We start from the raw sequence: 24585 nt of genomic DNA, 5'->3' as shown, positions 1-24585 counted from the left end.
GAAAGGGACGGCCGGCGCCCACTGTCCAGGCGTATGTTCAGACCTGGTCAGACGATGGCCGCGGAGAGGTTCTGCTTGACGCCGCGGCTGAACTCGTCGGCGATGATCTCCGGCGTGCCGGCGGCGATGCCGTCCAGGCCGGCCTCGGCCACCAGCACGGGGTCGATCTTGTTCTCCGGAGCGACGTAGGCGGCCATGTCGGTGTCCATGTAACCGACGTGCAGGGCCGACACCTTGATGCCCCTGGGGGCGAGCTCCTGGCGGACCGCGTTGGTCTGCGCCCACTCGGCGGCCTTGGCCGCGCTGTAGCCGCCGTACTGCGGCAGGTGCACCCATGACAGCACCGACAGCACGTTGAGGATGGCGCCGCCGCCGTTGGCCTCGATGACCGGCACGAAGGCGCGCGTCACGCCGAGCGTGCCGAAGAAGTGGGTGCGCATCTCCAGCTCGATGTCGCCGAGGTCGCCGTCGATCAGGGAGGCGTGTGTCGAGACCCCCGCGTTGTTGATGAGCAGGGTCGCGTCGGCGGCGATCCCGGCGGCCCGCGCCACCGACTCGGGGTCCGTGATGTCCAGCCGCAGCGGCACCGCCCCGGGCACGTCGACCTTCTGGGGGTCGCGGGCCGCCGCGTACACCTTGGCGCCGCGCTCGATCAGCCGCGCGACGAAGGCGCGGCCGAGCCCGCGGTTGCCGCCGGTCACCACGGCCACGGCGTTCTCGATGTTCATTGTCGTCGCTCTCCTCTAGGTCCATCTGGCTTCGTTAAACCAAGCTAGCTATCTCACTTGGAAAAAGCAAGCTAGGGGGTATCCTTGGGTGGTGAGAAGGACGACACGCCGCGCCATGCTGGACACCGAGTGCTCGATCCAGCGCAGCCTCGAGGTGATCGGCGACCCGTGGACGGTGCTGGTACTGCGTGAGGCCTTCAGCGGCGGCACGCGCTTCGTCGACTTCCAGACCCGTCTCGGCATCTCCACCGACCTGCTCACCGACCGGCTCGCCCGCCTGGTCGAGGCCGGCATCATGGAGCGGCGCCCCTACAGCGAGCCCGGCAAGCGCGCGCGCAACGGCTACCACCTGACGCCTGCGGGAGAAGACCTGCGCGTCGTCCTCGGCTCGCTTCAGCAGTGGGGGGACCTCCATCGCCCGCACGAGGCCGGCCCGTCCGTGGAGCGCCGCAGCCGCGAGACCGGCGAGCACCTCGCCGTGGCGTTCGTGAACGAGACCGGCAACGCGGTGCCACTGGAGGAGGTCGTCTTCGTCTGGACCCGTCCCGGAACCAAAACCGCCGCGCACGGGAGCGAACCCGCCTTGTCCAAGAGCGAACCCGCCCCGTCCGAGGGCGAAGCCGCCCCGTCCGAGAGCGAACCCGCCGCATCCGAGGGCGAACCCGCCACGACCGAGAACACGGCCGCCGAGCCCGAGACCGCGCCTGCCTGACCCGGCGGCGAGCCCGCCGACGCGGCGGCGTCCCCAGGCGGCCGAAGCCGGCCGCGTCCCGAGGCGGCCGACGCGGCCGCGTCCGGAGCCGGCCGAGGCGGCGGCGTTCAGAAACACCTGAGCCGGCGGCGTTCCGAGCCGGCTGAATCTTTCACCGCGTCGCGCGTCCCGCCATGGTCCGCCCGGCCGCGTTTCCCGAGGTGCCCGGGCCACCGGCACGCCCGTGCCCCGCCGGCCGCCCCGCCGCCGCGGGCCCGTGACGGCGGATCCGCCGCCGCTGTTGTAGACCTCTAGGCAGGCACCGAACAGCGGGCACCGAACGGGCAGGCTCCGAACGGGCAGGCTCCGGACCCGCGAGCGCCACCGCCTCGTACCAGATCGGGATGGAGACCGGCGGCCGTCGCGACGAGACGGCGCGATCCGCCCGGCCGCTTTCATGGAGTTGATCTTTCATGGGACTGGGCAAGGGCCGATCACGGCGCACCATCGTGACGACGATCATGGCCGCCGCCCTGGCCGCGGCGGGGCTCGTGACCGGCACGATCACGGCGTCCGGCGCCGCTCTCACGTGCGAGGTCACCTACACAACGGTCCAGTGGGGCACGGGGTCGGGCGGCTTCACGGCGGGCATCACCGTGAGGAACGGCGAGCCGGTCACGAACTGGACGCTGACCTTCACCTTCCCCGGCTCCCAGCGGATCACGCAGGGCTGGTCGGCCCAGTGGAGCCAGTCGGGCGCCCGGGTCACCGCGCAGGGGCGGTCGTGGAGCGGGCCGAGCTTCACCATCGGCTTCAACGGGTCCTGGACCGGGGACAATCCGCCGCCGACGGACTTCGCCGTCAACGGCGTGCCGTGCAAGGTCATCCTGGTCCCGAGCCCCAGCCCGTCACCGTCACCGTCACCGTCACCGAGCCCGACGCCCACCCCAACGCCCACGCCCACCCCCACACCGACGCCCACCCCAACGCCGACGCCGACGCCCGACGTCCCGGTGGACAACCCGTTCGCGGGCGTCACCGGGTACGTCAACGCGGACTGGACGGCCAACGTCGAGAGGTCGGCCGCCGCCGCGGGCGGGACGGCCGCCGAGCGGATCCGCGGGCTGAAGACGACCCCCACCGCGGTCTGGCTCGACCGCATCACCAAGGTCACCGGCGGGGCCGGAGTCACCAGGAGCCTGGAGGACCACCTGGACGCGGCGCTGGCGCAGAAGGCCGGCTACATCACCGTCGTGCTGTACGACCTGCCGGACAAGAACTGCTGGTCCCTGGTGTCGCCCGCCGAGCTGCACGCCGCCGAGGACGGGCTGAACCGGTACAAGACCGAGTTCGTCGACGCCATCGCCGGCATCGTCGGCAAGCCGAAGTACCGTGCGCTGCGCATCGCCGCGATCGTCGAGCCGCGCTCGCTGGCCGACCTGGTCACCGGCAGGCACACCGTCGGCTGCACGGCCGCCGGGCAGTCGGGGGTCTACCAGACCGGCATCAGGTACGCCCTGGACAGGCTCGCGCCGCTGCCCAACGTCTACACCTACCTCGACGCCGCCCACTCCGGCCTGGTGGGCTGGGACGACGAGTTCCAGCCGCTGGCCGACCTGATCACCTCGACCGTGCAGGGGTCGGCGGCCGGAGTCGACGGCGTGGACGGCATCGCGACCAACGTCGCCGACTACATCCCCACCGAGGAGACCTACCTGCCCGACTCGTCGCTGACCATCAACGGCGTCTCCATCAGGACCAGCCGGTTCATCGACTGGAACCCCTACATCGACGAGCGGGACTACGCCACGGCGATGCGCCAGGCCCTCGTCACCAGGGGCTTCCCCGGCTCCATCGGCATCGTGATCGACACCTCGCGCAACGGCTGGGGCGGGGCGGCCCGGCCGACCTCGGTGAGCGTCTCGGGCGACGTGAACACCTACGTGGACCAGAGCCGCCTGGACCGGCGCCCGTACCGGGCCAGCCCCTGCAACCAGAAGGGCGCGGGGCTCGGGGCCCGGCCGGCGGCCGCCCCGCTGCCCGGCGTCGACGCCTACCTGTGGATCAAGCCGCCGGGCGAGTCCGACGGCGCCGGCGGCCCGGTGCTGCCGCCGGACACCGATCGGCTGGTCGACCCGATGTGCGACCCCACCGCCATGAACCGGTACTTCCGGACCGCGCCCACCAACGCCCTGCCGAACGCGCCGGCCGCCGGCGACTGGCACCACGACCAGTTCATGATGCTGGTGGGCAACGCCTTCCCGGCCCTGTGACCCCTCAGGCGCCCGCGCCGCCGGCCCAGGTCACCAGGGGGAAGGGGCCGGTGGCGCCACGACCGGGGGACGGTCGTCGCAGGTGATGGTGTTGGGCAGCTCCCAGGGGGCCAGCCAGGGGCCGGTGGTGCCGCCGCCGTCGTTGCCGCCGAGGTCGGTCAGCGAGAACTCCGAGCCGGTGGCGGGGAACCCGAACGAGCCGCAGTTGTTGACGCCGACCGCGCCGACGTTGCGCGCGTCCACGTTCTCGAACGACGCCGAGCCCTTCACGCGGGCGCTGATCACCGAGGTGCCGGTGCCGTCCACCCTGATGTCCTTGAAGCGCACGTTGTCGATGGAGTACAGGTCCTTCACCGACCACTCGCTCACCAGCATGATCGCGTTGTAGGTGTTGTCGAGGAAGTGGTCCCCGGTCACCTGGATGTCGGCGTCGATGCTCCTCTCCAGGGCGTAGAACCAGATGGCGCCCAGGCCGATGTTCCAGTTGAGCTCGTAGGTGCCGGCCCTGACCGTGGTGTTGTCGGTGACCTTCAGGCGCCCGGCGAACGGCTCGGCGCCGAACCGCGACCCCACCTGGATCGCGCTGCCCTCCCTGATCGGGTCGGCGACCAGGTTGCCGGAGATCGTGGTGTCGGTCCCGCCGTAGACGGCGATGCCGTTGGCCAGCACCGGGGTCTGCACGGTGTTGTGGTCGAAGGTGTTGCGGGCGTTCGCGGTCTTCTCCGACCACATGGCCAGGGCGTCGTCCCCGGAGTTGCGGACGAAGTTGTGCGCCGCGAGCGAGTCGGTGACGCCGGTGTGGAAGTTCAGCCCGTCGGCGATCTGGTCGACGATGACGTTGCCCGTGATCCGCAGGTTCTTCATCGGCCCGTCGAACCACATGCCGACCTTGGTGTGCCGGATGTGCAGGCCCTCGACGGTGGAGTCGCTCAGCGCGCCGCCGACGCCGTTCACCTGGTCGGTGTCGACGCGCTCGCGCACGTCACCCTCGATGGCGAAGCCGGACAGGTGGACGTTCCTGCTGCCGCCGGCCGAGGCGTCCTTGCCGTAGAAGCCGACGCCGGTGTGCACCGACCCGTCCGGGGCCGGCGTGCTCAGGGCGACCTCGTGGCCCTTGATGATCGTGTACCAGCTCCCGGCGCCCTCGATCGTCACCTCGTCGACGACGATGTGGCGGTTCACCTGGTAGGTGCCCGGCGGGATGTAGACCTTGAGGTGGTTGCGCCTGGCGAAGGCGATCGCCTTGTCGAACGCGCCCGCGGAGTCGCGGTGGCCGAGCGGGTCGGCGCCGAAGGCCAGCACGTTCGCCGCGACGAGCCGGACGTGCGGCGCTCCCACCAGCTCGGAGTCCAGCAGGTCGATCACCGTCCACGCGGCGGCGCCGCCGGCGGGGGCGGTGAGCCGCACCTTGTCGCCCGCCTTGTAGGTCCTGCCCAGCAGGAGCCGCTGCTCGTCGTAGAAGTGGCTCGGGCGGAACGGCTTGGCGATGGCGGGCGCGGGCGTGGTGGCGGCGGGCACGCAGCCGCACTCGGTGATCCACCAGTCGGGGTGCAGCAGGTCGGCGCCGGGGTCGTTGCTGAAGGGGTACTGGTTGTAGAGCCAGGAGTACTGCGAGGTGAGCATCATGGTCTTCTTGGCCCCGCCGTTCACCGTGACGTCCAGCGGCGCGGTGATGCCGCCGCCCGCCGGCGCGTCGGGAATGCTGTAGCGCACGGTGATGGCGTTGGCGGCGGCCGGCAGCGTGAACTCGACGTACCGTCCGGGGGTCAGCCTGACCGCCTTACGGCCGGACGCCTCGGCGGGCAGCGTGTAGGCGGTGCGGTCGGGGCCGATGAGCGTGCCGTTCGTCGCGGCGTTCTCGGCCTCCTGCTCGGCGAACCGGACATCGGCGCCGCGGCCCGCGACGAGCGCGGGGTCGAGCGCGGCACGGGTCACGGCGGGGGCCGGGACGGCCGTGGCGCGCGTGTCGGCGAGGGCTGAGCCGCCGCCGAGCGCGACGCTGAGGGCGACCCCGGCCGCGGTCGCCGCCGCGACCATCCTCTCGGCCCTTCGCGGTGGCCCGCCGGACGACCTCGTCACGGATCCGGTGATGCTGCGCACCATCGCATGCTCGTTTCTCTCGGGGGGTGAGCGCCCTCCAGAACGCTCCAACGAGCGCCCCTGAGGGTGAGGTGACAGTAGGTCCCCAACCCCTTACGCCACAAGGCCCTGTGAATTACTTTCGTAATCCTGCCGTCTCGCTGCAGAAATCTACGGATTTCTTGCGAGCGTTGCCGCAAGCCGGGGCCCCGCCGCGGAGCCTCCCCAGCCCGCCGGCGCGCCCGGAGCCGCTGATCACCGCGGCCTGACCCCGCCTCCGGCCCTGTGCTTCAATTCACAGGGCCGGACGCGCTGAGAAGTCGCCAAGCCGGACGGACGCACGAGGAGATCAGGTGAAGGTGCTCGCGGACATCGTGGTGGCGGCGGTGGCGCTGCTGCACGTCTACATCCTCGTGCTGGAGATGTTCCTCTGGACGACTCCCCGCGCGCTGAAGGCGTTCGGCATGGACCGCGAGTTCGCCGAGCGCAGCAGGACGCTGGCCGCCAACCAGGGCCTCTACAACGGCTTCCTCGCCGCGGGGCTGATCTGGGGCCTGGTCGCCGCCGACCCTGCCGGCTTCCAGGCCAAGGTGTTCTTCCTGGTCTGCGTCGCCGTGGCCGGAGCCTACGGCGCGGCCACCGCGAGCCGGAGGATCCTGTTCGTGCAGACCGTTCCCGCGCTGGCCGGCCTGGTCCTGGTGCTGCTCGCCCACTGAGCCGCCCGGCGCGGGCCGCCGGGCCTCAGCCGAAACGTCCCGGGGCCACGTCAGCGCCATCTTCACCGGGCTCGACCTGCGCAACCGCGTCCAGGCCGCCATCCTCGCCCACGACGCCGGCCTCATCACCGGCTGACCCCGTACGGCGGCCCCCGGCACCTTGGCGCCCTCCGGAACGCACGCCGCCCCGGCGCCCTCGGGAACGTACGCCGTCGCCCCGGCGACCTCCGGAACGTAGGCCGCCGGCCGCGCACGGCGGGGCGTCGGGGAAAGGTGCGCAGGTTCTCCTGCCGGGCCGGTCCCCAGGGGCACCGGCTCTCGTACGATGACTTCGTGCGCGCCCTCCTTCGCTCGGTGTGGGACGAACCCCGCGCCCCGGATCCGCCGCGACGGGTGTGGCGTGACTGGGCGCTGGTGGGCGTGCTCGTGCCGCTTGCGGTGCTCGAAGGAGTCGTGCGGCCCGACCTGCCGTGGCGGGCCGTCTCGGTGGCCGTCACCCTGGGGCTGGTGCCCACGCTGCTGTGGCGCCGCACCCGGCCACTCCTGATGATCGTCATTGTGTTCGGCACCACGAACGTGGCCCCGCTGTTCACCGGCGGCGAGGCCCCGGAGACCTACACCCTGGCCTACCTGCTGTGCGTGGTGTACGCGCTGTTCCGGTGGGGCTCCGGCCGCGAGGCCGTGATCGGGACGCTGGTCATGCTGGCATCGATCGCCATCGCGCTCGCGACCCACCGCATGGCGTCGGGCGACGCGGTGGGCGCGCTCGCCGTCATGTGCGCGGCCACCGCCCTGGGCGGCACGTTCCGCTACCGGACCACGGCGAGGATGCGCGAGCTGGACCAGGTCAAACTCCTCGAACGCGAGCAACTGGCCCGCGACCTGCACGACACCGTCGCCCATCACGTCTCGGCGATGGCCATCCGCGCGCAGGCGGGCCTGGCCACGTCGGCCTCCCGCCCGGGCGCCGCGACCGAGGCGCTGCAGGTGATCGAGGCCGAGGCGGCGCGCGCCCTCGACGAGATGCGCGCCATGGTGCGCGTCCTGCGCCGTGACCGGCCCGCCGACCTGGCCCCCGGCCGGCGCGTCACCGATCTCCATGAGCTCGCGGACCCGGGCGGCAATGGCCCGTCCGTCGACGTCGAGATGGCGGGCGACCTCGACGACGTCCCCCCGTCGGTGGGAGCCGCGATCTACCGTCTCGCCCAGGAGTCGGTCACCAACGCCCTGCGGCACGCGCGTAACGCCACCCACGTGCAGGTCCGCGTCACCGCCGACGACACGACGGTCCGCCTGCGCGTGCACGATGACGGGGACACCGGCCTGATACGCCCCTCCGGCTCGCCCGGGTACGGGCTCATCGGCATGATCGAGCGCGCCGACCTGCTCGGCGGCGCCTGCGTGGCCGGCCCCGATCCCGAGGGCGGCTGGACGGTGGAGGCCACACTGCCGCGCAAGGGGTCGGCGGCGTGACCGTCCGGGTGCTCGTCGCCGACGACCAGGAGATCGTCCGCACCGGGCTCGCGATGATTTTGGACGCCCAGCCGGGCATCGAGGTCGCCGGCCAGGCCGCCGACGGGCGGCGGGCCGTCGAGCTCGCGCGGCGTCTGCGCCCCGACGTGTGCCTGTTCGACATCCGCATGCCCGGCCTCGACGGCATCGAGGCCACGCGCCTGCTCGCCGGCCCTGGCGTCCAGGACCCCCTCGCCGTCGTCGTCATCACCACGTTCGACCTCGACGAGTACGTCTACGCCGCTCTGCGGGCCGGCGCCCGGGGCTTCCTGCTGAAGAACGCCGGGGCGGAGCTGCTCGCGCAGGCCGTCCACGCCGCGGCCGCCGGGGACGCGCTCATCGCGCCGAGCATCACCGCGCGGCTGCTGGAGACCTTCGCCCGCACCGGGCCGGCCTCACCGCCGGTGCGGCCCATCGAGACGCTCACCGACCGGGAGGAGCAGATCCTGGTCACCGTGGCGAGCGGACTGACCAACACCGAGATCGCCGACCAGCTCCACATCTCGCTCAGCACCGTCAAGTCCCACATCGCCAGCCTGATGGCCAAGCTCGGCGCCCGGAACCGCGTCGAGATCGCCATGTGGGCCTATGAGACCAACCGCGTGCCCTTCACCGGCCGGCGGGACGGTCCGCGAGGACGGCGCTAGACCTCCGCCGGAGCCCGGCCGGCCTTCCGCGGATCACCCATTCGGCCACGGCGAGGTTGAGCACCCAGGCGGCGCCCAGCAGCAGCGCCCGCGGAAGCTCCGCCGGCATGCCGGCGACCAGGATGTAGGGCAGCTGGGTCACGGCCTGCGTTCCCGCGCCCATGCCGATCGCGTAGCCGCGGATCATCCAGGCGCGGTGCCCGGCGAAGTCGCGCCGCCGGATCGCGGCGAACCCCAGGACGATGGAGCCGAGCATGGCCGTCCCGAACACGACGCGGAAGACGGCCAGCAGATCGCCGTCCCCCTCGGGCCGCGGGTAGAACAGGGTCATCCACAGGCCGGAGGCCGCCGCGACCAGCCCGCAGACGACCAGCAGCCGCCCGGCGGCGCGATGCCACCGCGGCCGCCGCCGCCGGAATCCGGGGGCGAACTGGAAGGCGCCGAGGACGCTGTACAGGGTGACGCCGACGATGTGCAGCATGACCGGCACGGGCGCCGCGAAGAAGCGCGCGTTCTGCGGTGTGACCGCCGCGCCGCCGGTCAGCTCGGTCATGCGGACGGCGCCGGCGATCACCGGAACCGCGCTGAGCAGGAGCAGAGAGACGGGGAGGAGCCACCGCGCCCTCGGGCGGGAGGCGTTGGCGGTGGCGGTGGCGGAGGCGGAGGCGGAGGTCGCCGGGCCGCTCCGGCCGGCCACCGGCCTGCGGCTCGGCGGCGACTGCGGGAACGGGGGGCGCACCGTCGGACTCTCGTGGGTCATGAGCCGATGGTGCCGGTGGGAGTGATGGCGGTTCATCGGCGGACCGGTCCGACTCCTCCCGGCCGTTCGTCCATCGAACGGGCGTACTTTCGGCTGATGAGCCCGCTGATCCCGCTTCTTACATTGATCCTGCCCCTTCGTGGATGAGGAGAATGTGATGAAGGCCTTCGTCCTGCGCTCGTACGGCTCCCCCGGCGACCTGCGCCTCACCGATGTGGACAGGCCCGTGCCCGGCGACGGCGAAGTGCTGGTCCGGGTGCGCGCCACCTCGGTCCAGCCCTACGACTGGCACCACATGAGAGGCCAGCCGTACGTCGCGCGCCTGATGGGCGGCACCCTCGGACCGCGCGGCCCGAAGATCGACATCTTGGGCGCCGACATCGCGGGGCAGGTCGAAGCGGTCGGCGCGAACGTGACGAAGTTCCGCCCCGGCGACGAGGTGTACGGGATGCCCAGGCGGGGCGGCTTCGCCGAGTACGTGTGCGTCCGGGAGGACGAGCTGGCGCCCAAGCCGCACGGCCTGTCCTTCGAGCAGGCGGCGGCGGTGCCGATGGCCGCCTGCACCGCCCTGCTCGGCCTGCGCGACGCCGGACGGATCGAGTCCGGGCACAAGGTGCTCGTCAACGGCGCCTCCGGAGGCGTCGGCACCTTCGCGGTGCAGCTCGCCCAGGCGTTCGGCGCGAAGGTCACCGGCGTCTGCGGCCCGCGCAACGCCGATCTGGTCCGCTCGATCGGCGCGCAGGAGGTGATCGACTACACCCGGCAGGACTTCACGCGGAGCGGGCAGCGCTACGACCTGCTGCTCGACAACGCGGGAGGCCGCTCGGCGCCGGCCTGCCGCCGGGTGCTGACGCACGGGGGGACCCACGTCGTCGTCGGGGGGCCGGCGGGCCGGTGGCTGCAACCGGCCGGCCACGCGTTCGCGACGCTGGCGCTCGGCCCGTTCGTCCCCCAGCGCGTCGTCCTGGCCGACGTCGTCGGGTGCCCGGACATCCGCAGCAGGCTTCTGACCCTGACCGAGCTCATCGAGGCCGGGAGCCTCACCCCGGTCATCGACCGCCGCTACCCGTTCGAGCAGATCCCCGACGCCATCGCCTACGCCGAGGAAGGCCACGCCACCGGCAAGATCGTCATCACCGTCGGCGCCTGACTCCGCGACGCCGCTGCCCCGCCGCTACCGAGGAGCACGATCGGCGGAGAACCGGGAGCTCGTCACCGCCGGCGAGCGGCGGCAGACCGTCCGGGAACGGGGGGTCATGTCCGTTCCCCTCTGGCATGCTGGAGCGACGGCGACCAGAAGGAGATCAGCGATGGCCCATCCCCTCGGCACGCGGCCCGCGGTCCGGCGCACGCCTCTCGACGCGGACGAAAGAGCTCGCGGCGAGGCGAACTTCGCCCCCTACGTCGCCGAACAACTCCTCGCGCACGGACGGTTCAGGGTGAGCGCCGACACCGAGGAGATGGTGGAGCTGTTCCAGGCGGTCGCCCGCAGAGTGGGCGAGATGCTCCAGCGCCCCGTGGTCAGCTACGCCAACGGCCGGTACCTCGTGATCACCTTCGCCCAGCAGTCTCCCCACCTGACCGGCGAAGACACCCCTCCGACCCTGGAGTGACCGCCGAGCCTCGCGGGACGCCGGTGTGACCGCCCGGCCTCCCGGGAGACGGGGCGACCTTCGAACGTCACAGGAGACGAGGTGGCCGGGGAGCGTCACCGGCCACCTTTCTCCTCCGCGCAAGGCAGGTGAGCCGGGCGACTCGCGCCCGGCGGTCGCGATGGTGCGGGATACGGCTGGTGCGGCGTGCGGGGGATAGGACAGATTGGTCCCATGGAACGCCAGATGATCAGCCGTCTCGCCCATCGGGACCATCCCATCGCCGCGCCGGTCTCGGGCGCCCACGTGACCCGGCTGCTGCGCCGGGCCCGGCTGCCCGAGGGGGCGCGGATCCTCGACCTCGGCTGCGGGGAGGCGGCCTGGACGCTGCGGGCGCTGGCGCTCTACGAGGACGCGACCGCCGACGGCGTCGACATCTCCGCCGACGCGATCAAGGCGGCCGAGGAGCACGCGGAGATGCAGGGCGTCTGGGAGCGCATCCGGCTCCACGAGCGGCCGGCCGCCGACTTCCCCGTGGCCGAGCGGTACGACCTGGTGATCTGCGTGGGAGCGACGCACGCGTTCGGCGGGCTCAAGCCCACCGTCGGCCACGTGCGGCGCTACCTGAGGCCGAACGGCCTGGCGCTGGTCGGCGAGGCGTTCTGGGAGCGGGAGCCGACGCCCGAGGCGCTCACCCGGCTGGGCGCCGAGCCGTCGGAGTGGCTGGACCTGCCAGGTACCGTCGCCGCCGCCGAGGCCGCCGGTTTCGACACCGTCTACGGCTACACCAGTGATCTGTCTGAATGGGATGACTACGAGTGGTCCTGGACGGGGACGCTGCTGCGCTGGGCCAACGAGAACCCCGGCCCGGACGCCGAAGCGGTTCGCGCGACCGCCCTGGAGCACCGCGACATGTGGCTGCACGGCTACCGCGGAATCCTCGGCTTCGTCACCCTTCTCCTCCAGCGAACAGGCTGACCATCCGCTGGGCGGCCTCCGGCCGGCGACCGCTCACGCCGGCGCGCCGAACGGCTTCGCGACCCGCCCCAGGCCGGCCGCGACCCGGACCAGGCCGGCACCGCGAGGAGGGGCGACGTGGTACGCCCGGGCCGCGTCCCTGCGGGGACACGGCCCGCGGCCTGGCGGGTCGGCCTCGCCGCCGGATCAGGGCCTGAGAGACGGCCGACGCCGCTGCCGTGTCGACGTCACCACCGATCCGCCGGAAGGTACCGGGTGGACTCAGCGTTGGTAGAGGTTCCAGTTGGTGGGCGTCTGCTCGCAGTAGTACCAGTCGCCGGAGTGCCCTTCCTCCTGGGCCTTCTTCTGCTCGAAGTAGTTCTCCACCGCGTGGCAGAAGATCCCGCCGGCCTCGGAGTTGGCGAAGGTGCTGATCAGCGTGGCCGCGTGCGCCGGGGCGGAGAGCAGGCCGGCGCCTGCGGCGGCTGCGGCCACGACGACGGTGACGCGTGTTCTCAGGTTCACAACTCGACTCCCATCGATCGGGTGTTGGACGCGGTCCGGGGCCCGCGGCGAGTTGATCTCGTACCGCCGACTGTAAGGCCCGCCATAGAGGGCTCCCTGGATCTTGTGAACCACGGTTTGGCAGGGCCACCGACAAGCGGCGATCCTGCGCTATGCGCGGCGGAAGGCTCCTGCGGTGGTTCGGGGAATCCCCAGGTAAGCGATGCCGATGGCTCCTGACCGCGTCCCTGAGCCGTCGGCCGGCGGGGTGGCCGGGGGCGGTGCGCGGCGGGCATCCCTGTGAAACTTGCAGAGATGGCGGGGGCCGGCCGCGCGTACCCGAGCCGAGGTGTTCCACGGGTTCATCACCGCGTCCGCCAGGGGCGGGCATCGGACGGTGAACGTTCCGGCATCTTGATCGCGACGAAGCCCTCCATCGCGACGCGACGGTAATGCAAACTTCAAACATGGGCGACGAGCGGTCAGCGGCCAGGGAGCTCGGCATGTTCCTGCGCTCGCGGCGCGAGAGGACGACCCCGCAGGACCTCGGGCTGGAGCCCGGTCCGAGACGGAAGGTCGAAGGACTCCGCCGGGAAGAGGTCGCGGCTCTGGCCGGGCTCAGCACCGACTACTACCAGCGCCTGGAACAGGGCAGGAGCGCGCGCCCCTCCGACGCGGTGCTGAACGCGATCGCCGACGCGCTCGATCTGGACGAGGTGGACCGACGTCACCTGATGAGGCTGGCGCAGCTCGCGCGCAGGCCCCGGCCGCCGGCCCGTCGTGCGGCGGACCGGGTGCCGAGGAACACCAGGCTGCTGCTGGCGGCGATAGACCTGCCGGCGTTCGTCGCCACCCGGCACCTGGACATGCTCGCGTGGAACGACCTGGCCGCGGCGCTGCTGGGCGACCCCCGCGCGTTCCCACCGGACCGGCGCAACGTGCTCCTCTCCCTGTTCCATGAGCATCTCCAGCTCGGGTGCCCGGAATGGGAGGCCATGGCGTTGGACTACATCGGCATACTGCGCGCCGCCGTCTCCGCCGACCCCGATCACCCGCGGGCGGTCGAGGTCGTGACCGAACTGAGCGTCAGCAGCCCCGAGTTCCGCCGGCTGTGGGAACGGCACGACGTCAGGGAGGCCGTCCACGGCGCCAAGACCTTCCCGAACCCGCGCGTCGGGGACATCGCCGTCGAATGGGACGCCTACCCGCTGCAGCCCCCGCCCGGACCGCTGCTGATCGTCTTCACCCCCGAAGCCGGGCATGAGGAGCGATTACGCCTCCTGAAAGTGATCACAGCGGCCGGCGAGGACCGTGACCCGTACGCCGCGCTCTCCGAGGAACCCGCGGAACCGGCCCGGTAACGCCTCGTCCGCGGCGGGAGCCATGCCGTGCCGGTTCAGCGGACCTGCTTCCCGTCCCCTTCCGAACCGGGCCGCAGACCGGCCATGAGGAGGTCGAGCAGGCGGGCGGCCTGGTCGTGCTGCTCCGGCTCGCCGGCGATGAGCGAGATCCCGCCGAGTGCCATCATCACGTCCAGCGCGGCGACGTCCGGCCGGAGGCGTCCGGCGGCGACACCGGCCGCGAGCAGGTTCGCGAGCGCACCGGTGATCAGGCCGCGGGTCTCCAGCCGCTGGTCCTCGTCGGTGCCGAGCGCGGCCTTGAGCGCGTCCGCCATGCCGCGCTTCTCGGCGAGGAAGCCGAGGAAGGCCTCCATCCAGGCACGCAACGCCGTGACAGGTGGGTGCCCTGCGAGCAGGTCGGGCACGGTGTCGCAGATGCGGTCCACCTCACCGCGGTAGACGGCCCAGACCAGGTCCTCGCGGGTGGCGAAGCGCCGATAGAGCGTGCCGATGCCCACGCCCGCGTCCTTCGCGATCTCCCTGAGCGAGGCGTCCGCGCCGTCGCGGGCGAACGCCCGGGTGGCGGCCGCCAGCACCCGGTCCTGGTTGACCTGCGCGTCGGCGCGCATGCGCCTGGCCGTCTTCTCCGTCACCGACCCCTCCCACGCTTGCAAGCGGAGCATGCTCCGCATATGGTGAGGCCGCTATGCGGACGGTGCTCCGCTTAAGATCCTACCGAAGGACGGACCATGACGGCACCACTGAAGGGCACGGTCGCCCTCGTCACCGGCGCGAGCAGCGGAATCGGCGCCGCGACGGCTCGCACCCTGGCCGCCGGCGGCGCCTCTGTCGCCGTGCTGGCGCGACGCGGCGACCGGCTCCGCGCGCTCGCGGACGAACTGCGGGCCGACGGCACGACGACGCTCGTCCTGGAGTCGGACATCACCGACCGGCGGCAGGCGGAGGCGGCGGTCGAGCGCGTCGTCGCCGAACTCGGCCGGCTCGACACGGTGGTCAACAACGCGGGCGTCATGCTCACCGGCCCCGTCGCGAAGGCGCCCGCGCAGGAGTGGGACCGGATGCTCGCGGTCAACGTCGAGGGCCTGCTGCACGTGACGCGCACCGCGCTCCCGCATCTGATCGACGCCGCGCAGGACTCCCCTCGCCAGGTCGCCGACCTGGTCACGATCAGCTCCACGGCGGGCCGGGTCGCCCGCGCAGGAACCGCGGTCTACAGCCTGACCAAGTTCGGCGTGACCGCGTTCTCCGAATCGCTGCGGCAGGAGTTGCAGCCGAAGCGGGTGCGCGTCGGCGTGGTGGAGCCCGGCACCGTCGACACCGAACTGGCCACCCACCTGCGCGACGGCGTACGCGAAGCGGTCGCCCGGCAGCTCGGGGGCATGGAGAAGCTGAGCCCGCAGGACATCGCCGACGCCGTGTCCTACATGGTCACCCGCGACAGGCGCGTCGCCGTCAACGAGATGCTCGTCCGCGCGGCGGACCAGACCTGGTAAGACCCCCGTCCACGCCGCTCACCGCCGGCCGTCCCGGCGATGGCCGTGACGGGTCACGGGACCGCCCGCAGCCGGCCGGAGGGCCCGCGGAGCCGGCCGATGTCCTCGGCCGTCCTCTCATCAGCGGGGAGCAGGACGACCAGTTGTTGCGCGTCCGAGGAGAGGTCGAGCGTCTCGCGGAGCAGCCGGAGTTGGTATCCCAAGGGGTGGTTGAGCCGAAGGACTCCGCGTCGCGGCACCACGTGACGGTGCAGGCGCCGGGTGAAGTCAGGACCGGCGACAGGGGCGAGTTCCGCGGCGAGCCACTCGGAGTTCTCGATGGACGGTGCGAGCCACAGGTCGAAGGCGCGCTCGTCCGCGACTTCGTCCCAGTCGGCGAAGAACGTCCGGGCGCCGGGGTGCAGGAAGACGAAGCGGGTGAGGTTCGGCTCCTCGGCGTCGAGCAAGCCGATGCCGCCCATCACCATCTCGAAGCCGCTGGTGTGGGCGAGCACGTCGCCCAGCCGGTTCGTCACCACCGCGATGCCCGGTTCGAGCAGGCGGAGCGTCTCCAGCACAGCCGGCCGGACGTCGCGGCGCGGTGGCGCGAGCCGGGTATGGGCGGAACACGCACCGCCACTGATCTTCGTCAGGTAGCGCAGGTGGTTGCGCTCCGAAGGATCGAGGCTGAGCGCGTCGGCGAGCGCGTTCACCACCGCCACCGAGGGATTGCGATCTCGCCCCTGCTCGATGCGGGTCAGGTATTCGACGCTGACGCCGGCCCGCGCCGCCAGATCGGAGCGTCGCAGCCCGGGCGACCGCCGGCGCCCGCGATCCGGCAGCCCCAGCGAGTCCGGCTGGATGCTGTCGCGCTTTGTCCGGATGAAGTCCCCCAACGGCGTGCCCACGCCCTGAGCCTACGACGCGGTGATCGGAACGCCGAGTGCTCAGGATGGCCCCATGAGGGCCAGCCTGGGCACGGTCTGGCCGTGGCCGGCGGGGCGGCCGACCATGGTGGACATGGATGACAGGCGCACACTGGTGATCATCGTTGGAAGCGTGCGGGAGGGCCGGTTCGGTCCGGTGGTGGCCTCGTGGGTCGCCGACCAGGCCCGCACGCACGGCGGGTTCGATGTGGAGGTCGTCGATCTGGCCGAGGCCGAGATCCCGCTGACCCTGCCCGCGGAGCCGCCGAAGTACGCCGGCGAGAGCTACCCCCGTCCGGCCGGGATGGCGTCGCTGACCTCGGCACTGGAGTCGGCCGACGCGTTCGTCGTGGTGACGCCGGAGTACAACCACAGCTATCCCGCGTCGCTGAAGGCGGCCATCGACTGGCACTTCACCCAGTGGACGGCCAAGCCCGTCGCCTTTGTCAGCTACGGCGGCGCGGCGGGCGGGAGGCACGCCGTGCTGCACCTTTCGAACGTGCTGACCGAGTTGCACGCGGTGACGATCCGCGACGGCCTCGCCTTCCCCAGTACTTCACGGCCTGGCAGGACGGTCGTCCGCTCGACCCCGCAGCCCCCGGGTACGCCAAGACGTTGCTCGATCAACTGGCCTGGTGGGCGCGCGCCCTTCACTCGGCCCGTGCCGCCGTCCCCTACCCGTCATGAACGTGCGGGCGAGCGGGCTCAGACCTGGATCTGGCCGCCGTCGGCGGCGTACTCGGCGCCGGTGACGAACGAGCTCTCCGGTCCGGCGAGGAAGGCGGCCAGCGCGGCGATCTCCTCGGGGCGGCCCAGCCGCTTGAGCGGCGTCTGCGCCGCGAGCCCTCCGTGGAACTCCTCCGTGCTGACTCCTGCCTCCTTCGCCAGCCCGACGAGGGCGGGAGTGACGACGGGGCCGGGCGTGATGACGTTGACCCGTACGCCCCGGGGCGCCAGTTCGGCGGCGAAGGTGCGGCCCAGGCTGCGGATGGCGGCCTTCGACGCCGCGTACAGGCCCATGCCCTCGACGCCCTGATGGATGGTGGTCGAGCCGAGCAGGATCACCGACGCGGTCTCCGCCAGCAACGGCAGCGACTTCTGCACGGTCAGCAGGGTGCCCTTGGTGTTCACGCCGAAGACGTGGTCGAAGTCCTCCTCGGTGACCTCCGTCAGGCCTACCAGGGAGCCGAGGCCGGCGTTGGCGACCACCACGTCCAGCCGCCGGCCGTCACCGCGGACGACGTCCATGACGCGGTCGAGGTCGGCGGCCTGGGAGACGTCACACGGCACGGCGACGACGCCGGGGCCCATCTCCGCCGCCGCGTCCCGCAGTTCTTCCTTACGCCGGCCGGTCAGGTAGACGCGGGCGCCGTCGTCGGCGAACCGCCGGGCGATCGCCCTGCCGATACCGCTGGAGGCTCCGGTGACCAGAGCCGTCTTTCCGTCCATGGGAAGCATGTCATGTCCTTTCGAAGGCGTGATGGTGGTGATTCGCACCGCACGGGCCGCGGTCGGGGCGCCGTCCGACGCGACCGGCGTCGGATCAGGCCCGATCGGCCTGCGAGGTCGCCCGGCGCCAAGTTCTTGACGGAGCCGTCCACAACGTAGCCCGTTCTGGACGATACCGTCAAGAACCGATAGGCTGCGGAGCATGGCGAGACCTCGGAGCTTCGACGAGAACCAGGTGCTGCGCATCGCCAGAGACCGGTTCTGGTCGGCCGGGTACGCGGCGACCAGCGTGGAGGACATCCTCACCGCCACCGGCCTCGGCAAGGGAAGCTTCTACGGCGCCTTCGGCGACAAGCGCAAACTGTTCCAGCGCGTCTTCGACGACTACTGCACCGGACTGATCGAGGTCCTGCGGCGCGAACTCGACGGCCCGGACGAGGGCGCCTTCGCGCGACTTCGGGCCCAGATCATGGCCATCGCCGACGAGACCGCCGCCGACACCTGCCTGCGCGGCTGTCTGCTGGCCAAGGGCACCGCGGAGCTGTCCGAACACGATCCGCAGATCACGGCGATCGCCCGCCGCACCTTCGACGCCATCGAGGAGATGCTCACCGCCTGCGTCGCGGCGGCGCAGCGGGCCGGCGAGATCAGCCCGGACGCCGACCCGGCCCGGCTCGCGGCCCTCCTGCTCGCCGTCCTGCGCGGCATCGAAGCCCTCGGCAAGGCCGGCGGCTCGCCCGCCTCCCTCCCGCGGATCGCCGAAACCGCCCTGTCCCTGCTCCCCACCCCCAAGACGGCCCCCTCCCACTGAGTCGACGCGTCGAAGCCGTCCCGCAGCGCACCGGAGGCGCCGAGGCGGAGCCCCGGCCCTCGGAGCACCACTTCAGGGCGCCACCGTGGACGCGGCGAGCCAGGTGCTCATGGATGAGCGCATCCCGCCATGGCCGGATCTGCAAGGTATGTGTCCTTGTGGCCATCCTTACGGGTGGACGAACATGGCGACATGGCCCATCGCGTGGTGATCGTGCTGTTCGACGACTTCCAACTGCTCGATCTCGCCGGGCCGGCCGACGTCTTCTCCGCGGCCGGCCTGCTCGATCCGGACGCCGACTATCGGGTGGAGGTCACCGCCGCCCGCGCGGGAGCCGTGCGCTCCTTGTCCGGCGTCACGGTGACCGCTGATCCGCCGCTGCGCGAGGTGTCCGGCCCCATCGACACGCTGCTGGTCGTCGGCGGTCTCCCCGGCCGCATGGCGATCGCCGGGACGGCGGCGCTGGTCCCCCAGATCCGGCGGCTCGCCGCGCGATCCGCTCGCGTGGGGTCCATCTGCTCGGGCACGCTGCTGCTTGCCGAGGCCGGCCTGCTGAAAGGGCGGCGGGCGACCACCCACTGGGCGGTGGGAGACCTGCTGGCACGCGAGCATCCGGACGTGCGGGTGGACGCCGACCGCATCTACGTACGCGACGGGAACGTGTGGACCTCGGCGGGGGTCACCTCGGGCATCGATCTCGCGCTCGCGCTCGTCGCCCACGACCATGGGCACGAGCTGGCCAGGGAGATCTCGCGCTGGCTGGTGGTGTACCTGCAGCGGCCGGGCGGGCAGAGCCAGTTCAGCACGCCGCTGAGCGCGCGGACGCCCAAGCGGGAGCCCCTGCGCGACCTCCAGGGTTGGATCGAGGAGAACCTCAACGCCGACCTGTCGCTCGAGGTCCTGGCAGGACGGGTGAACACGAGCGTCCGCCATTTCTCCCGCGTGTTCCGGGCCGAGGTCGGCGTGTCACCCGCGCGGTACGTCGAGCAGGCCAGAACGGCGGCGGCCAGGCGACTGCTCGAAATCACCGATGAACCGCTCGACCGCATCGCCGCCAGGGTCGGGCTGGGCACCTCCGAGACCCTCTACCGCGTCTTCCACCGCCACCTCAAGATCTCGCCTGGCGAGTACCGGCGCAGATTCCGCCACAAGGAGAGCTGACCATGCATATCGCCATCCCCCTGTACGAGGGTTTCGACGCCATGGACGCGCTGGGGCCGTACTTCGTGCTGCGGAACGTCCCTGGCGCGACGGTCACCTTCGTGGCCGAGCGGCCGGGCGTCATCGCCGACGCGGAGGTCACCCTCACCGCCGCCGCTTCCTTCGCCGACGTGCCGAGACCGGACGTCCTGGTGGTGCCCGGCACCAAGGACGTGAAGCGCAGCACGGCGGACCACGAACTGATCGACTACGTCAGGACGGCGCATCCCACCACGACGTGGACCACCTCGGTATGCGTGGGCTCGCTCACCCTCGGCGCGGCGGGCCTGCTGGAGGGAGTGAAGGCGACCACGCACTGGGTGGCCTACGACCTGCTCGCCGGCTTCGGGGCGCAGCCGGTCGACGAACGCTTCGTCAGGGCAGGCAAGATCATAACGTCGGGCGGCGTGATGGCGGGCATCGACATGGCCCTCTACCTGGCGTCCTTGCTGGCGGGCGAGGAGGTGGCCATGGCGATCCAACTCGGCCTGGAGTACGCCCCGCGGCCACCTTTCAACGCCGGAACACCCCGAACCGCTCCCGAGGAGATCACCGCTCTGATGCGCTCCTACCTACGTCCGGCCTGAAACCGCCGCAGCCCAGGCGGCCCGCTCACGGCGGCGTCAGTACGTGACGACGGCGCGGAACCTCAACCGGCCCTTGAGGAGGCGTTCGTAGGCCTCCCCCACCCTCTCCTTCGGGAAGATCTCGATCATCGGTGTGACCCGACCGCGGGCGACCATCCGCAGCGCCTCGGCGAGGTATTCCGGCCCGTTGTGCGCCGAGCCGACGATCTCGAAAGCGTGGCTCGTGACGGCGAGAGCCGGAAGGGGAAAGGTGGCCTCGGCCGAGATCCCCATGAGCACGAGCTTGCCCCACGGACGCAACCCCTTGAGCGCGTCGACCGCGGGACCGTGCGTCGGAGCGGTGTGCAGGAGTACATCGGCGCCTCCCGCGGCTTTCAAACCCGCACCGTCGGACACGACGTCGTCGGCGCCGAGCCGCCGGGCCAGTTCGTGCTTGTCGGCAGAGCGGGTCATCGCGATGACGTGGTACCCGGCGGCCTTCGCGAACTGGATCCCGAGATGCCCGACCCCTCCGATGCCCAGCACGGCGACTCGCGCGCCCGGCTTGGCATCGGCACGGCGGAGCGCGGCCCACACCGTGTAGCCGGCGCACACCGTCGGCGCCGCCGACTCGTACGAGAGCCCATCGGGCAGGAGCACGGTCCCTTCGGCGTCGACGGCGATGTACTCCGCCTGCCCACCGTCCACGTTCACCCCGGTCAGCACCGGAGCGACACAGTTGTTCGCCGTGACGAAGCTGTCGGGATGGCGCTCCCGGCAGAACGCGCACCTGCCGCACGGCCTCTGGGTGATCGGCAGGCCGACGCGATCACCCACGACCCGCGACGTCACACCTTCACCGACGGCGACCACCTCGCCGACGCCCTCGTGCCCGAGCACCATCGGGAAGGGCCGGAGCGACAGGACACCCTGCGCGAGCAGAGCGTCGGTGTAGCACACCCCGCACGCGTGGATCTTCACGAGCACCTGATGCGACCTGGCCTCCGGCATCGGAACGTCCTGCAGCACCCACGGAGCGTTCACCTCGCCGACGACTGCGGCCTTCATGGTCGGCATGGTCGGCATGTCCGGCCCCTTCCTATGGCTCGTGCGTGACCCGGCGCCCAGTCGACCAGCCGGCGGCCTGCTCAGGAAGGCTTCGCGGAACGGTCGGTCCCGGCAACAGGGGGTCGGGGAGACCCCCCTTCGGCTCCTGGATAATGACGAGGTGCCTACGAACGAACCGTTGCGCGAGTTCCTCCGCGCCCGGCGAGCACGGGTGACCCCGCAGGAGGCGGGGATCTCCGAAGGCGTCACCGCACGGCGCGTCGAAGGACTCCGGCGGGAGGAGGTCGCCCACCTCGTCGGCGTGAGCGTCGACTACTACATCCGCTTCGAGCAGGGCCGCGTCTCGCCGTCGGACCACATCCTCGCGGGCGTCGGCCGCACACTTCGCCTCAGTGACGACGAGTACGCACACATGGTGAACCTCGTCCGAGGTCCGGACGACCGGACAGGTCTGGTCGAATCGCCGGAGCCGCGTCCCGCGATGCGATGGGTGCTCGACTCGATCCGCACGCCGGCGTTCATCCTGGGACGCTGCCTGGCGATCGTCGGCACCAACGAAGGCGCGCGCAGGCTCATGGTCGACTTCGACGCGCGCCCCCCGGACGAACGCAACCACGCGCGCTGGGTGTTCCTCGACCCGCTCGCCCGCGAACGGTACGTCGAGTGGGAGGAGGTCGCCCGGGACAACGTCGCGTCACTGCGCCGGCAGGTCGGCCTGTTCCCACACGACCCCCGGCTCGCGGCGTTGATCGAGGAACTGTCGGCGGCCGCGCCGGAGTTCGCCACATGGTGGTCGGCACACGACGTGGTGCAGCATCGGCGCGGGCACAAGCGGTACCGGCACCCGCTGGTCGGTGAACTGACGGTCGCGTACGAGGCCTTCCCCGTCTCCGGTACCGACGATCAGATCCTCTACATCTACACCACCGAGCCGGGGTCGGCCTCCGAAAAGGCTCTGGAACGTCTGCTCCGATGGACGCCACCGGCCGATCGACCTCACGGATAAAGGCGAACCATCGGCCGAAGTGGCCGTCGAGGTCGGATTCCATGACCAGGCGCACCCGGCCCGCCATTTCAGGCGCCACGTCCCGGTGCCGTCCGCCGGGTACGCCGCGCCGGGCCTCGCACTGACGAATATCGCCACATCGCAGCGGGGCTTGTCATAGAAATTTCTCGCTCGCGGTGACACGCACTTCCACCGTGCTCACCGGAGCGGGTACGTCATCCGCCGGAAAACCGCCGTGAATGTTTCGGATCCGCCTTTCGGCGACCGGCCGCCCGCGTGGCCGATTTCGCACCCCACGAAGATCTGGCCGCCCCTTCATTGACACTCCCGCGACAGCCGCCAGAATGACAATGTCGTCGCGAGTGGCGCCCTCTCGACGCGGACCATTCACCTTGCTTTCCTGGTTCCGACTCGAGACGTGGGAGTTCATTCATGCGCTCAGCACTGTCGCGCGCGTTGATGGCGGCGGTCATCGCCGTCGCAGCGGTTCTCGTGCCCGCCGGGCCCGCGTCCGCGGGGGTCTGGCAGCTCACCGACGGGTTCGAGCCGTCGACGAATCCGGCGTCTCGATGGACGTTCACCGTGAACGGCGGATGCGGCGGCCCGTCGTTCGGCGGCTCGTCGAGCACGCCGCGTACCGGCAGCGGGTGGGCCAGCATGATGGCCTACACCGGCGGCGACTGGTGCGCGCTCGGGCGGACCATCAACCTCACACCGGTGACGGTCCACCCGGGCGCACGCTGCACCGCCGGCGTCTGGACGGAACTGTGGGGAGAATGGGCCCAGTTCAACCTTGAGGTGATCGATCCTGACACGTGGACGTACATCGCACTGAAGTCGATCACCCAGGACTGGATCCACGGCTGGGAACAGCAGACGGTGAGCTGGACGGCCCAGCGCTCCGACGTCGTCCTGCGGTTCGCCGTAGTGCAGCGGCAGCCGTACTGGCACGCCGCCCAGGTCGATCTCGACGACGTCGTGGTGCAGTGCGCCTACTGATCGACGAGCCGTCCGGCCCGTCCAACGTCGCGAGGCGTCGCGGCGGCGTTCACCGCCGCCGCGCTCACGGTCGGGGGCCGGCGGCGTGCCCGTCAACGACCCGCACCGCCTGAACCTGGTGAGTCCGGGCCGGGCCGTGACCCGCGCGGCTCGCGCATGACCAGCGGCGCCGTCACGCCGTAGAAGTTTGCGATCAGGTCACGAAGGCGGCCAAGCGGCCTCAGGTTCACTAGCCTCACCGGCATGCCCCTTGCCTCGATTCCGAGCCCTTCCGAGGGGGTCTGGTATCTCGGATTCATCCCGATCCGGGCCTACGCATTGAGCTTCGTCGTGGCGATCCTCTTCGGCATCTGGCTCAGCGAGCGCCGCTGGCGCGCCCGCGGCGGCGAGAAGGGCACGATCAGTGACCTCGCGCTCCCCGCGGTGATCTTCGGACTGATCGGCGCTCGCCTCTACCACGTCATCACCGACTGGCAGACCTATTTCGGCCCGCGCGCGATCAAGGAGCCCTACCGGGTGCTGTTCATCTGGGAGGGCGGGCTCAGCATCTGGGGCGCGGTCGCCCTGGGAGGCGTGGGCATGTGGCTGGCCTGCCGCCGCCGGGGGCTGTCTCTGGGCGCCGTGGCCGACACGGTCGCGCCCACCATCGCGTTCGGGCAGGCGATCGCCCGCTGGGGCAACTGGTTCAACCAGGAGCTGTACGGCGGTCCGACCACGTTGCCGTGGGGCCTGGAGATCGACCAGGCGCACGGCGGCGAGCCAGGCGTGCTCTACCATCCGACGTTCCTGTACGAGTCGCTGTGGGACGCGGCGCTCGGTTTCGCACTGATCATGGCCGGCAGGCGGTTCACGCTGCGCCACGGCCGCCTGTTCGCCCTCTACGTCGCCGGGTACACCTTCGGGCGGTTCTGGATCGAAGGGCTGCGCATCGACCCGGTGGGCGGAGTGGACCACGCGGTCACGTTCCTGGGGCTGCGGATCAACCAGTGGACCTCGATAGTGCTGTTCGTCGGCGCGCTCGTCCATCTCTGGGTGACGCGTGACAAGGACACCGAAGAGATCGTGGTACCGGCCGCGCGACACACGGCCTCGCCCGAGGAGAACGGCGGGCACACCTCCGATCCCGTCGAGAGCACCTGACCCGACCGGCATGCCGCAAGCCTTCCGAATGCCGTCGCGGCGAGATACGGGAACGGTGCGACGCACTTGGCCGGAGCGCCGGGAGCCGCGGCCGGTTCTCCCGTGAACGTTCCCCTCATTCGGCGCGC

General features: G+C 71.4%; 24 protein-coding genes and 2 pseudogenes. 18 read left to right on the top strand and 8 right to left on the bottom strand.

What is annotated here, in order from left to right; genetic code table 11:
* Nucleotides 1-47 precede the first annotated feature (47 nt).
* Nucleotides 48-728 (bottom strand): SDR family oxidoreductase, encoded by a 681-nt coding sequence (locus ABZT47_RS09205; RefSeq protein ID WP_354837941.1) that lies wholly within the window; start codon nucleotides 726-728, stop codon nucleotides 48-50.
* Between the two features lie 91 nt (nucleotides 729-819).
* Between ABZT47_RS09205 and ABZT47_RS09200 the strand changes: the two genes are divergently transcribed.
* Nucleotides 820-1440, top strand: coding sequence for a winged helix-turn-helix transcriptional regulator (locus ABZT47_RS09200; RefSeq protein WP_354837939.1), 621 nt, complete (start codon nucleotides 820-822; stop codon nucleotides 1438-1440).
* Nucleotides 1441-1892: 452 nt separating this feature from the next.
* Nucleotides 1893-3692 (top strand): glycoside hydrolase family 6 protein, encoded by a 1800-nt coding sequence (locus ABZT47_RS09195; RefSeq protein WP_354837937.1) that lies wholly within the window; start codon nucleotides 1893-1895, stop codon nucleotides 3690-3692.
* Nucleotides 3693-3722: 30 nt separating this feature from the next.
* Here ABZT47_RS09195 and ABZT47_RS09190 read toward each other — a convergent pair whose 3' ends face one another.
* On the bottom strand, nucleotides 3723-5729 hold the full coding sequence (locus ABZT47_RS09190) for a glycosyl hydrolase family 28-related protein (protein WP_354837935.1): 2007 nt from the start codon (nucleotides 5727-5729) through the stop codon (nucleotides 3723-3725).
* A gap of 395 nt (nucleotides 5730-6124) precedes the next feature.
* Between ABZT47_RS09190 and ABZT47_RS09185 the strand changes: the two genes are divergently transcribed.
* The 4 genes and pseudogenes from ABZT47_RS09185 (at nucleotide 6125) to ABZT47_RS09170 (ending at nucleotide 8646) form a co-directional block, all read left to right on the top strand.
* Entirely contained in the window at nucleotides 6125-6487 is a 363-nt protein-coding gene (locus ABZT47_RS09185; protein ID WP_354837933.1) for a DUF1304 domain-containing protein, read from the top strand.
* A gap of 31 nt (nucleotides 6488-6518) precedes the next feature.
* A pseudogene (locus tag ABZT47_RS09180) lies at nucleotides 6519-6623 on the top strand (DNA-binding response regulator); the annotation flags it as partial.
* Between the two features lie 197 nt (nucleotides 6624-6820).
* Nucleotides 6821-7960, top strand: a complete 1140-nt coding sequence (locus ABZT47_RS09175; protein WP_354837931.1) for a sensor histidine kinase — start codon at nucleotides 6821-6823, stop codon at nucleotides 7958-7960.
* Entirely contained in the window at nucleotides 7957-8646 is a 690-nt protein-coding gene (locus tag ABZT47_RS09170) for a response regulator transcription factor (RefSeq protein ID WP_354837929.1), read from the top strand. The genes ABZT47_RS09175 and ABZT47_RS09170 overlap by 4 nt, the downstream gene beginning before the upstream one ends.
* Here the strand turns inward: ABZT47_RS09170 and ABZT47_RS09165 are convergent.
* On the bottom strand, nucleotides 8609-9406 hold the full coding sequence (locus ABZT47_RS09165) for a DUF2306 domain-containing protein (RefSeq protein ID WP_354837927.1): 798 nt from the start codon (nucleotides 9404-9406) through the stop codon (nucleotides 8609-8611). The two genes, ABZT47_RS09170 and ABZT47_RS09165, sit on opposite strands and share 38 nt — an antisense overlap.
* Nucleotides 9407-9563: 157 nt before the next feature.
* Here ABZT47_RS09165 and ABZT47_RS09160 point away from each other — a divergent pair, with 157 nt between their 5' ends.
* From ABZT47_RS09160 to ABZT47_RS09150, 3 genes are all read left to right on the top strand, one after another.
* Complete coding sequence (locus ABZT47_RS09160; RefSeq protein ID WP_354837925.1) at nucleotides 9564-10556, top strand: NAD(P)-dependent alcohol dehydrogenase; 993 nt, start codon at nucleotides 9564-9566, stop codon at nucleotides 10554-10556.
* 160 nt (nucleotides 10557-10716) lie between these two features.
* Nucleotides 10717-11019, top strand: a complete 303-nt coding sequence (locus tag ABZT47_RS09155; protein WP_354837923.1) for a hypothetical protein — start codon at nucleotides 10717-10719, stop codon at nucleotides 11017-11019.
* A 213-nt stretch (nucleotides 11020-11232) separates the two neighbouring features.
* Nucleotides 11233-11976, top strand: coding sequence for a class I SAM-dependent methyltransferase (locus tag ABZT47_RS09150; protein WP_354837921.1), 744 nt, complete (start codon nucleotides 11233-11235; stop codon nucleotides 11974-11976).
* Nucleotides 11977-12237: 261 nt separating this feature from the next.
* On the opposite strand, the gene ABZT47_RS09145 is transcribed toward ABZT47_RS09150, so the two are convergent.
* Nucleotides 12238-12480 (bottom strand): hypothetical protein, encoded by a 243-nt coding sequence (locus tag ABZT47_RS09145; protein WP_354837919.1) that lies wholly within the window; start codon nucleotides 12478-12480, stop codon nucleotides 12238-12240.
* A 446-nt stretch (nucleotides 12481-12926) separates the two neighbouring features.
* Here ABZT47_RS09145 and ABZT47_RS09140 point away from each other — a divergent pair, with 446 nt between their 5' ends.
* The gene (locus tag ABZT47_RS09140; RefSeq protein WP_354837917.1) at nucleotides 12927-13820 is read left to right on the top strand and encodes a helix-turn-helix transcriptional regulator; all 894 of its coding nucleotides are present in this window, start codon (nucleotides 12927-12929) and stop codon (nucleotides 13818-13820) included.
* Nucleotides 13821-13855: 35 nt separating this feature from the next.
* On the opposite strand, the gene ABZT47_RS09135 is transcribed toward ABZT47_RS09140, so the two are convergent.
* Entirely contained in the window at nucleotides 13856-14452 is a 597-nt protein-coding gene (locus tag ABZT47_RS09135) for a TetR/AcrR family transcriptional regulator (protein WP_354837915.1), read from the bottom strand.
* Nucleotides 14453-14548: 96 nt separating this feature from the next.
* Here ABZT47_RS09135 and ABZT47_RS09130 point away from each other — a divergent pair, with 96 nt between their 5' ends.
* Nucleotides 14549-15313 carry an SDR family NAD(P)-dependent oxidoreductase gene (locus ABZT47_RS09130; protein WP_354837913.1) on the top strand — a complete coding sequence of 255 codons (765 nt, stop codon included), beginning with the start codon at nucleotides 14549-14551 and terminating at the stop codon, nucleotides 15311-15313.
* Nucleotides 15314-15366: 53 nt separating this feature from the next.
* Here ABZT47_RS09130 and ABZT47_RS09125 read toward each other — a convergent pair whose 3' ends face one another.
* On the bottom strand, nucleotides 15367-16200 hold the full coding sequence (locus ABZT47_RS09125) for a helix-turn-helix transcriptional regulator (protein ID WP_354837911.1): 834 nt from the start codon (nucleotides 16198-16200) through the stop codon (nucleotides 15367-15369).
* Nucleotides 16201-16252: 52 nt separating this feature from the next.
* Here ABZT47_RS09125 and ABZT47_RS09120 point away from each other — a divergent pair.
* Nucleotides 16253-16702 (top strand): annotated as a pseudogene (locus ABZT47_RS09120) (NAD(P)H-dependent oxidoreductase); the annotation flags it as partial.
* Between the two features lie 221 nt (nucleotides 16703-16923).
* Here the strand turns inward: ABZT47_RS09120 and ABZT47_RS09115 are convergent.
* Nucleotides 16924-17676, bottom strand: a complete 753-nt coding sequence (locus ABZT47_RS09115) for an SDR family oxidoreductase (protein WP_354837909.1) — start codon at nucleotides 17674-17676, stop codon at nucleotides 16924-16926.
* 193 nt (nucleotides 17677-17869) lie between these two features.
* On the opposite strand from ABZT47_RS09115, the gene ABZT47_RS09110 reads away from it, so the two are divergent.
* The 3 genes from ABZT47_RS09110 (at nucleotide 17870) to ABZT47_RS09100 (ending at nucleotide 20265) form a co-directional block, all read left to right on the top strand.
* Nucleotides 17870-18478: a TetR/AcrR family transcriptional regulator gene (locus ABZT47_RS09110; protein WP_354837907.1), complete on the top strand. Its 609-nt coding sequence runs from the start codon at nucleotides 17870-17872 to the stop codon at nucleotides 18476-18478.
* A 192-nt stretch (nucleotides 18479-18670) separates the two neighbouring features.
* Nucleotides 18671-19639 carry a GlxA family transcriptional regulator gene (locus tag ABZT47_RS09105; RefSeq protein ID WP_354837905.1) on the top strand — a complete coding sequence of 323 codons (969 nt, stop codon included), beginning with the start codon at nucleotides 18671-18673 and terminating at the stop codon, nucleotides 19637-19639.
* 2 nt (nucleotides 19640-19641) lie between these two features.
* On the top strand, nucleotides 19642-20265 hold the full coding sequence (locus ABZT47_RS09100; protein WP_354837903.1) for a DJ-1/PfpI family protein: 624 nt from the start codon (nucleotides 19642-19644) through the stop codon (nucleotides 20263-20265).
* A 36-nt stretch (nucleotides 20266-20301) separates the two neighbouring features.
* Here the strand turns inward: ABZT47_RS09100 and ABZT47_RS09095 are convergent, their stop codons facing one another.
* Complete coding sequence (locus tag ABZT47_RS09095) at nucleotides 20302-21312, bottom strand: alcohol dehydrogenase catalytic domain-containing protein (protein ID WP_354837901.1); 1011 nt, start codon at nucleotides 21310-21312, stop codon at nucleotides 20302-20304.
* A gap of 160 nt (nucleotides 21313-21472) precedes the next feature.
* Here ABZT47_RS09095 and ABZT47_RS09090 point away from each other — a divergent pair, with 160 nt between their 5' ends.
* From ABZT47_RS09090 to lgt, 3 genes are all read left to right on the top strand, one after another.
* On the top strand, nucleotides 21473-22318 hold the full coding sequence (locus tag ABZT47_RS09090) for a helix-turn-helix domain-containing protein (RefSeq protein WP_354837899.1): 846 nt from the start codon (nucleotides 21473-21475) through the stop codon (nucleotides 22316-22318).
* A 432-nt stretch (nucleotides 22319-22750) separates the two neighbouring features.
* The gene (locus ABZT47_RS09085; protein WP_354837897.1) at nucleotides 22751-23317 is read left to right on the top strand and encodes a hypothetical protein; all 567 of its coding nucleotides are present in this window, start codon (nucleotides 22751-22753) and stop codon (nucleotides 23315-23317) included.
* 243 nt (nucleotides 23318-23560) lie between these two features.
* Entirely contained in the window at nucleotides 23561-24457 is an 897-nt protein-coding gene (gene lgt, locus ABZT47_RS09080) for a prolipoprotein diacylglyceryl transferase (RefSeq protein WP_354837895.1), read from the top strand.
* Nucleotides 24458-24585 lie beyond the last annotated feature (128 nt).

This window comes from Sphaerisporangium sp. NPDC005289, assembly GCF_040607455.1.
GTDB classification, from domain to species: Bacteria; Actinomycetota; Actinomycetes; order Streptosporangiales; family Streptosporangiaceae; genus Sphaerisporangium; species Sphaerisporangium rhizosphaerae.
The sequence above is the reverse complement of the archived record's forward strand: the minus strand, read 5'-3'. Positions and strand labels throughout refer to the sequence as shown.

Excerpts from the sequence above, each read along its gene's own strand:
- ABZT47_RS09205 (WP_354837941.1), bottom strand. The coding sequence starts at position 728 with ATGAACATCGAGAACGCCGTGGCCGTGGTGACCGGCGGCAACCGCGGG.
- ABZT47_RS09195 (WP_354837937.1), top strand. The coding sequence starts at position 1,893 with ATGGGACTGGGCAAGGGCCGATCACGGCGCACCATCGTGACGACGATC.
- ABZT47_RS09190 (WP_354837935.1), bottom strand. The coding sequence starts at position 5,729 with ATGGTCGCGGCGGCGACCGCGGCCGGGGTCGCCCTCAGCGTCGCGCTC.
- ABZT47_RS09165 (WP_354837927.1), bottom strand. The coding sequence starts at position 9,406 with ATGACCCACGAGAGTCCGACGGTGCGCCCCCCGTTCCCGCAGTCGCCG.
- ABZT47_RS09160 (WP_354837925.1), top strand. The coding sequence starts at position 9,564 with ATGAAGGCCTTCGTCCTGCGCTCGTACGGCTCCCCCGGCGACCTGCGC.
- ABZT47_RS09155 (WP_354837923.1), top strand. The coding sequence starts at position 10,717 with ATGGCCCATCCCCTCGGCACGCGGCCCGCGGTCCGGCGCACGCCTCTC.
- ABZT47_RS09150 (WP_354837921.1), top strand. The coding sequence starts at position 11,233 with ATGGAACGCCAGATGATCAGCCGTCTCGCCCATCGGGACCATCCCATC.
- ABZT47_RS09140 (WP_354837917.1), top strand. The coding sequence starts at position 12,927 with ATGGGCGACGAGCGGTCAGCGGCCAGGGAGCTCGGCATGTTCCTGCGC.
- ABZT47_RS09130 (WP_354837913.1), top strand. The coding sequence starts at position 14,549 with ATGACGGCACCACTGAAGGGCACGGTCGCCCTCGTCACCGGCGCGAGC.
- ABZT47_RS09115 (WP_354837909.1), bottom strand. The coding sequence starts at position 17,676 with ATGCTTCCCATGGACGGAAAGACGGCTCTGGTCACCGGAGCCTCCAGC.
- ABZT47_RS09110 (WP_354837907.1), top strand. The coding sequence starts at position 17,870 with ATGGCGAGACCTCGGAGCTTCGACGAGAACCAGGTGCTGCGCATCGCC.
- ABZT47_RS09105 (WP_354837905.1), top strand. The coding sequence starts at position 18,671 with ATGGCCCATCGCGTGGTGATCGTGCTGTTCGACGACTTCCAACTGCTC.
- ABZT47_RS09100 (WP_354837903.1), top strand. The coding sequence starts at position 19,642 with ATGCATATCGCCATCCCCCTGTACGAGGGTTTCGACGCCATGGACGCG.
- ABZT47_RS09095 (WP_354837901.1), bottom strand. The coding sequence starts at position 21,312 with ATGAAGGCCGCAGTCGTCGGCGAGGTGAACGCTCCGTGGGTGCTGCAG.
- ABZT47_RS09085 (WP_354837897.1), top strand. The coding sequence starts at position 22,751 with ATGCGCTCAGCACTGTCGCGCGCGTTGATGGCGGCGGTCATCGCCGTC.
- lgt (WP_354837895.1), top strand. The coding sequence starts at position 23,561 with ATGCCCCTTGCCTCGATTCCGAGCCCTTCCGAGGGGGTCTGGTATCTC.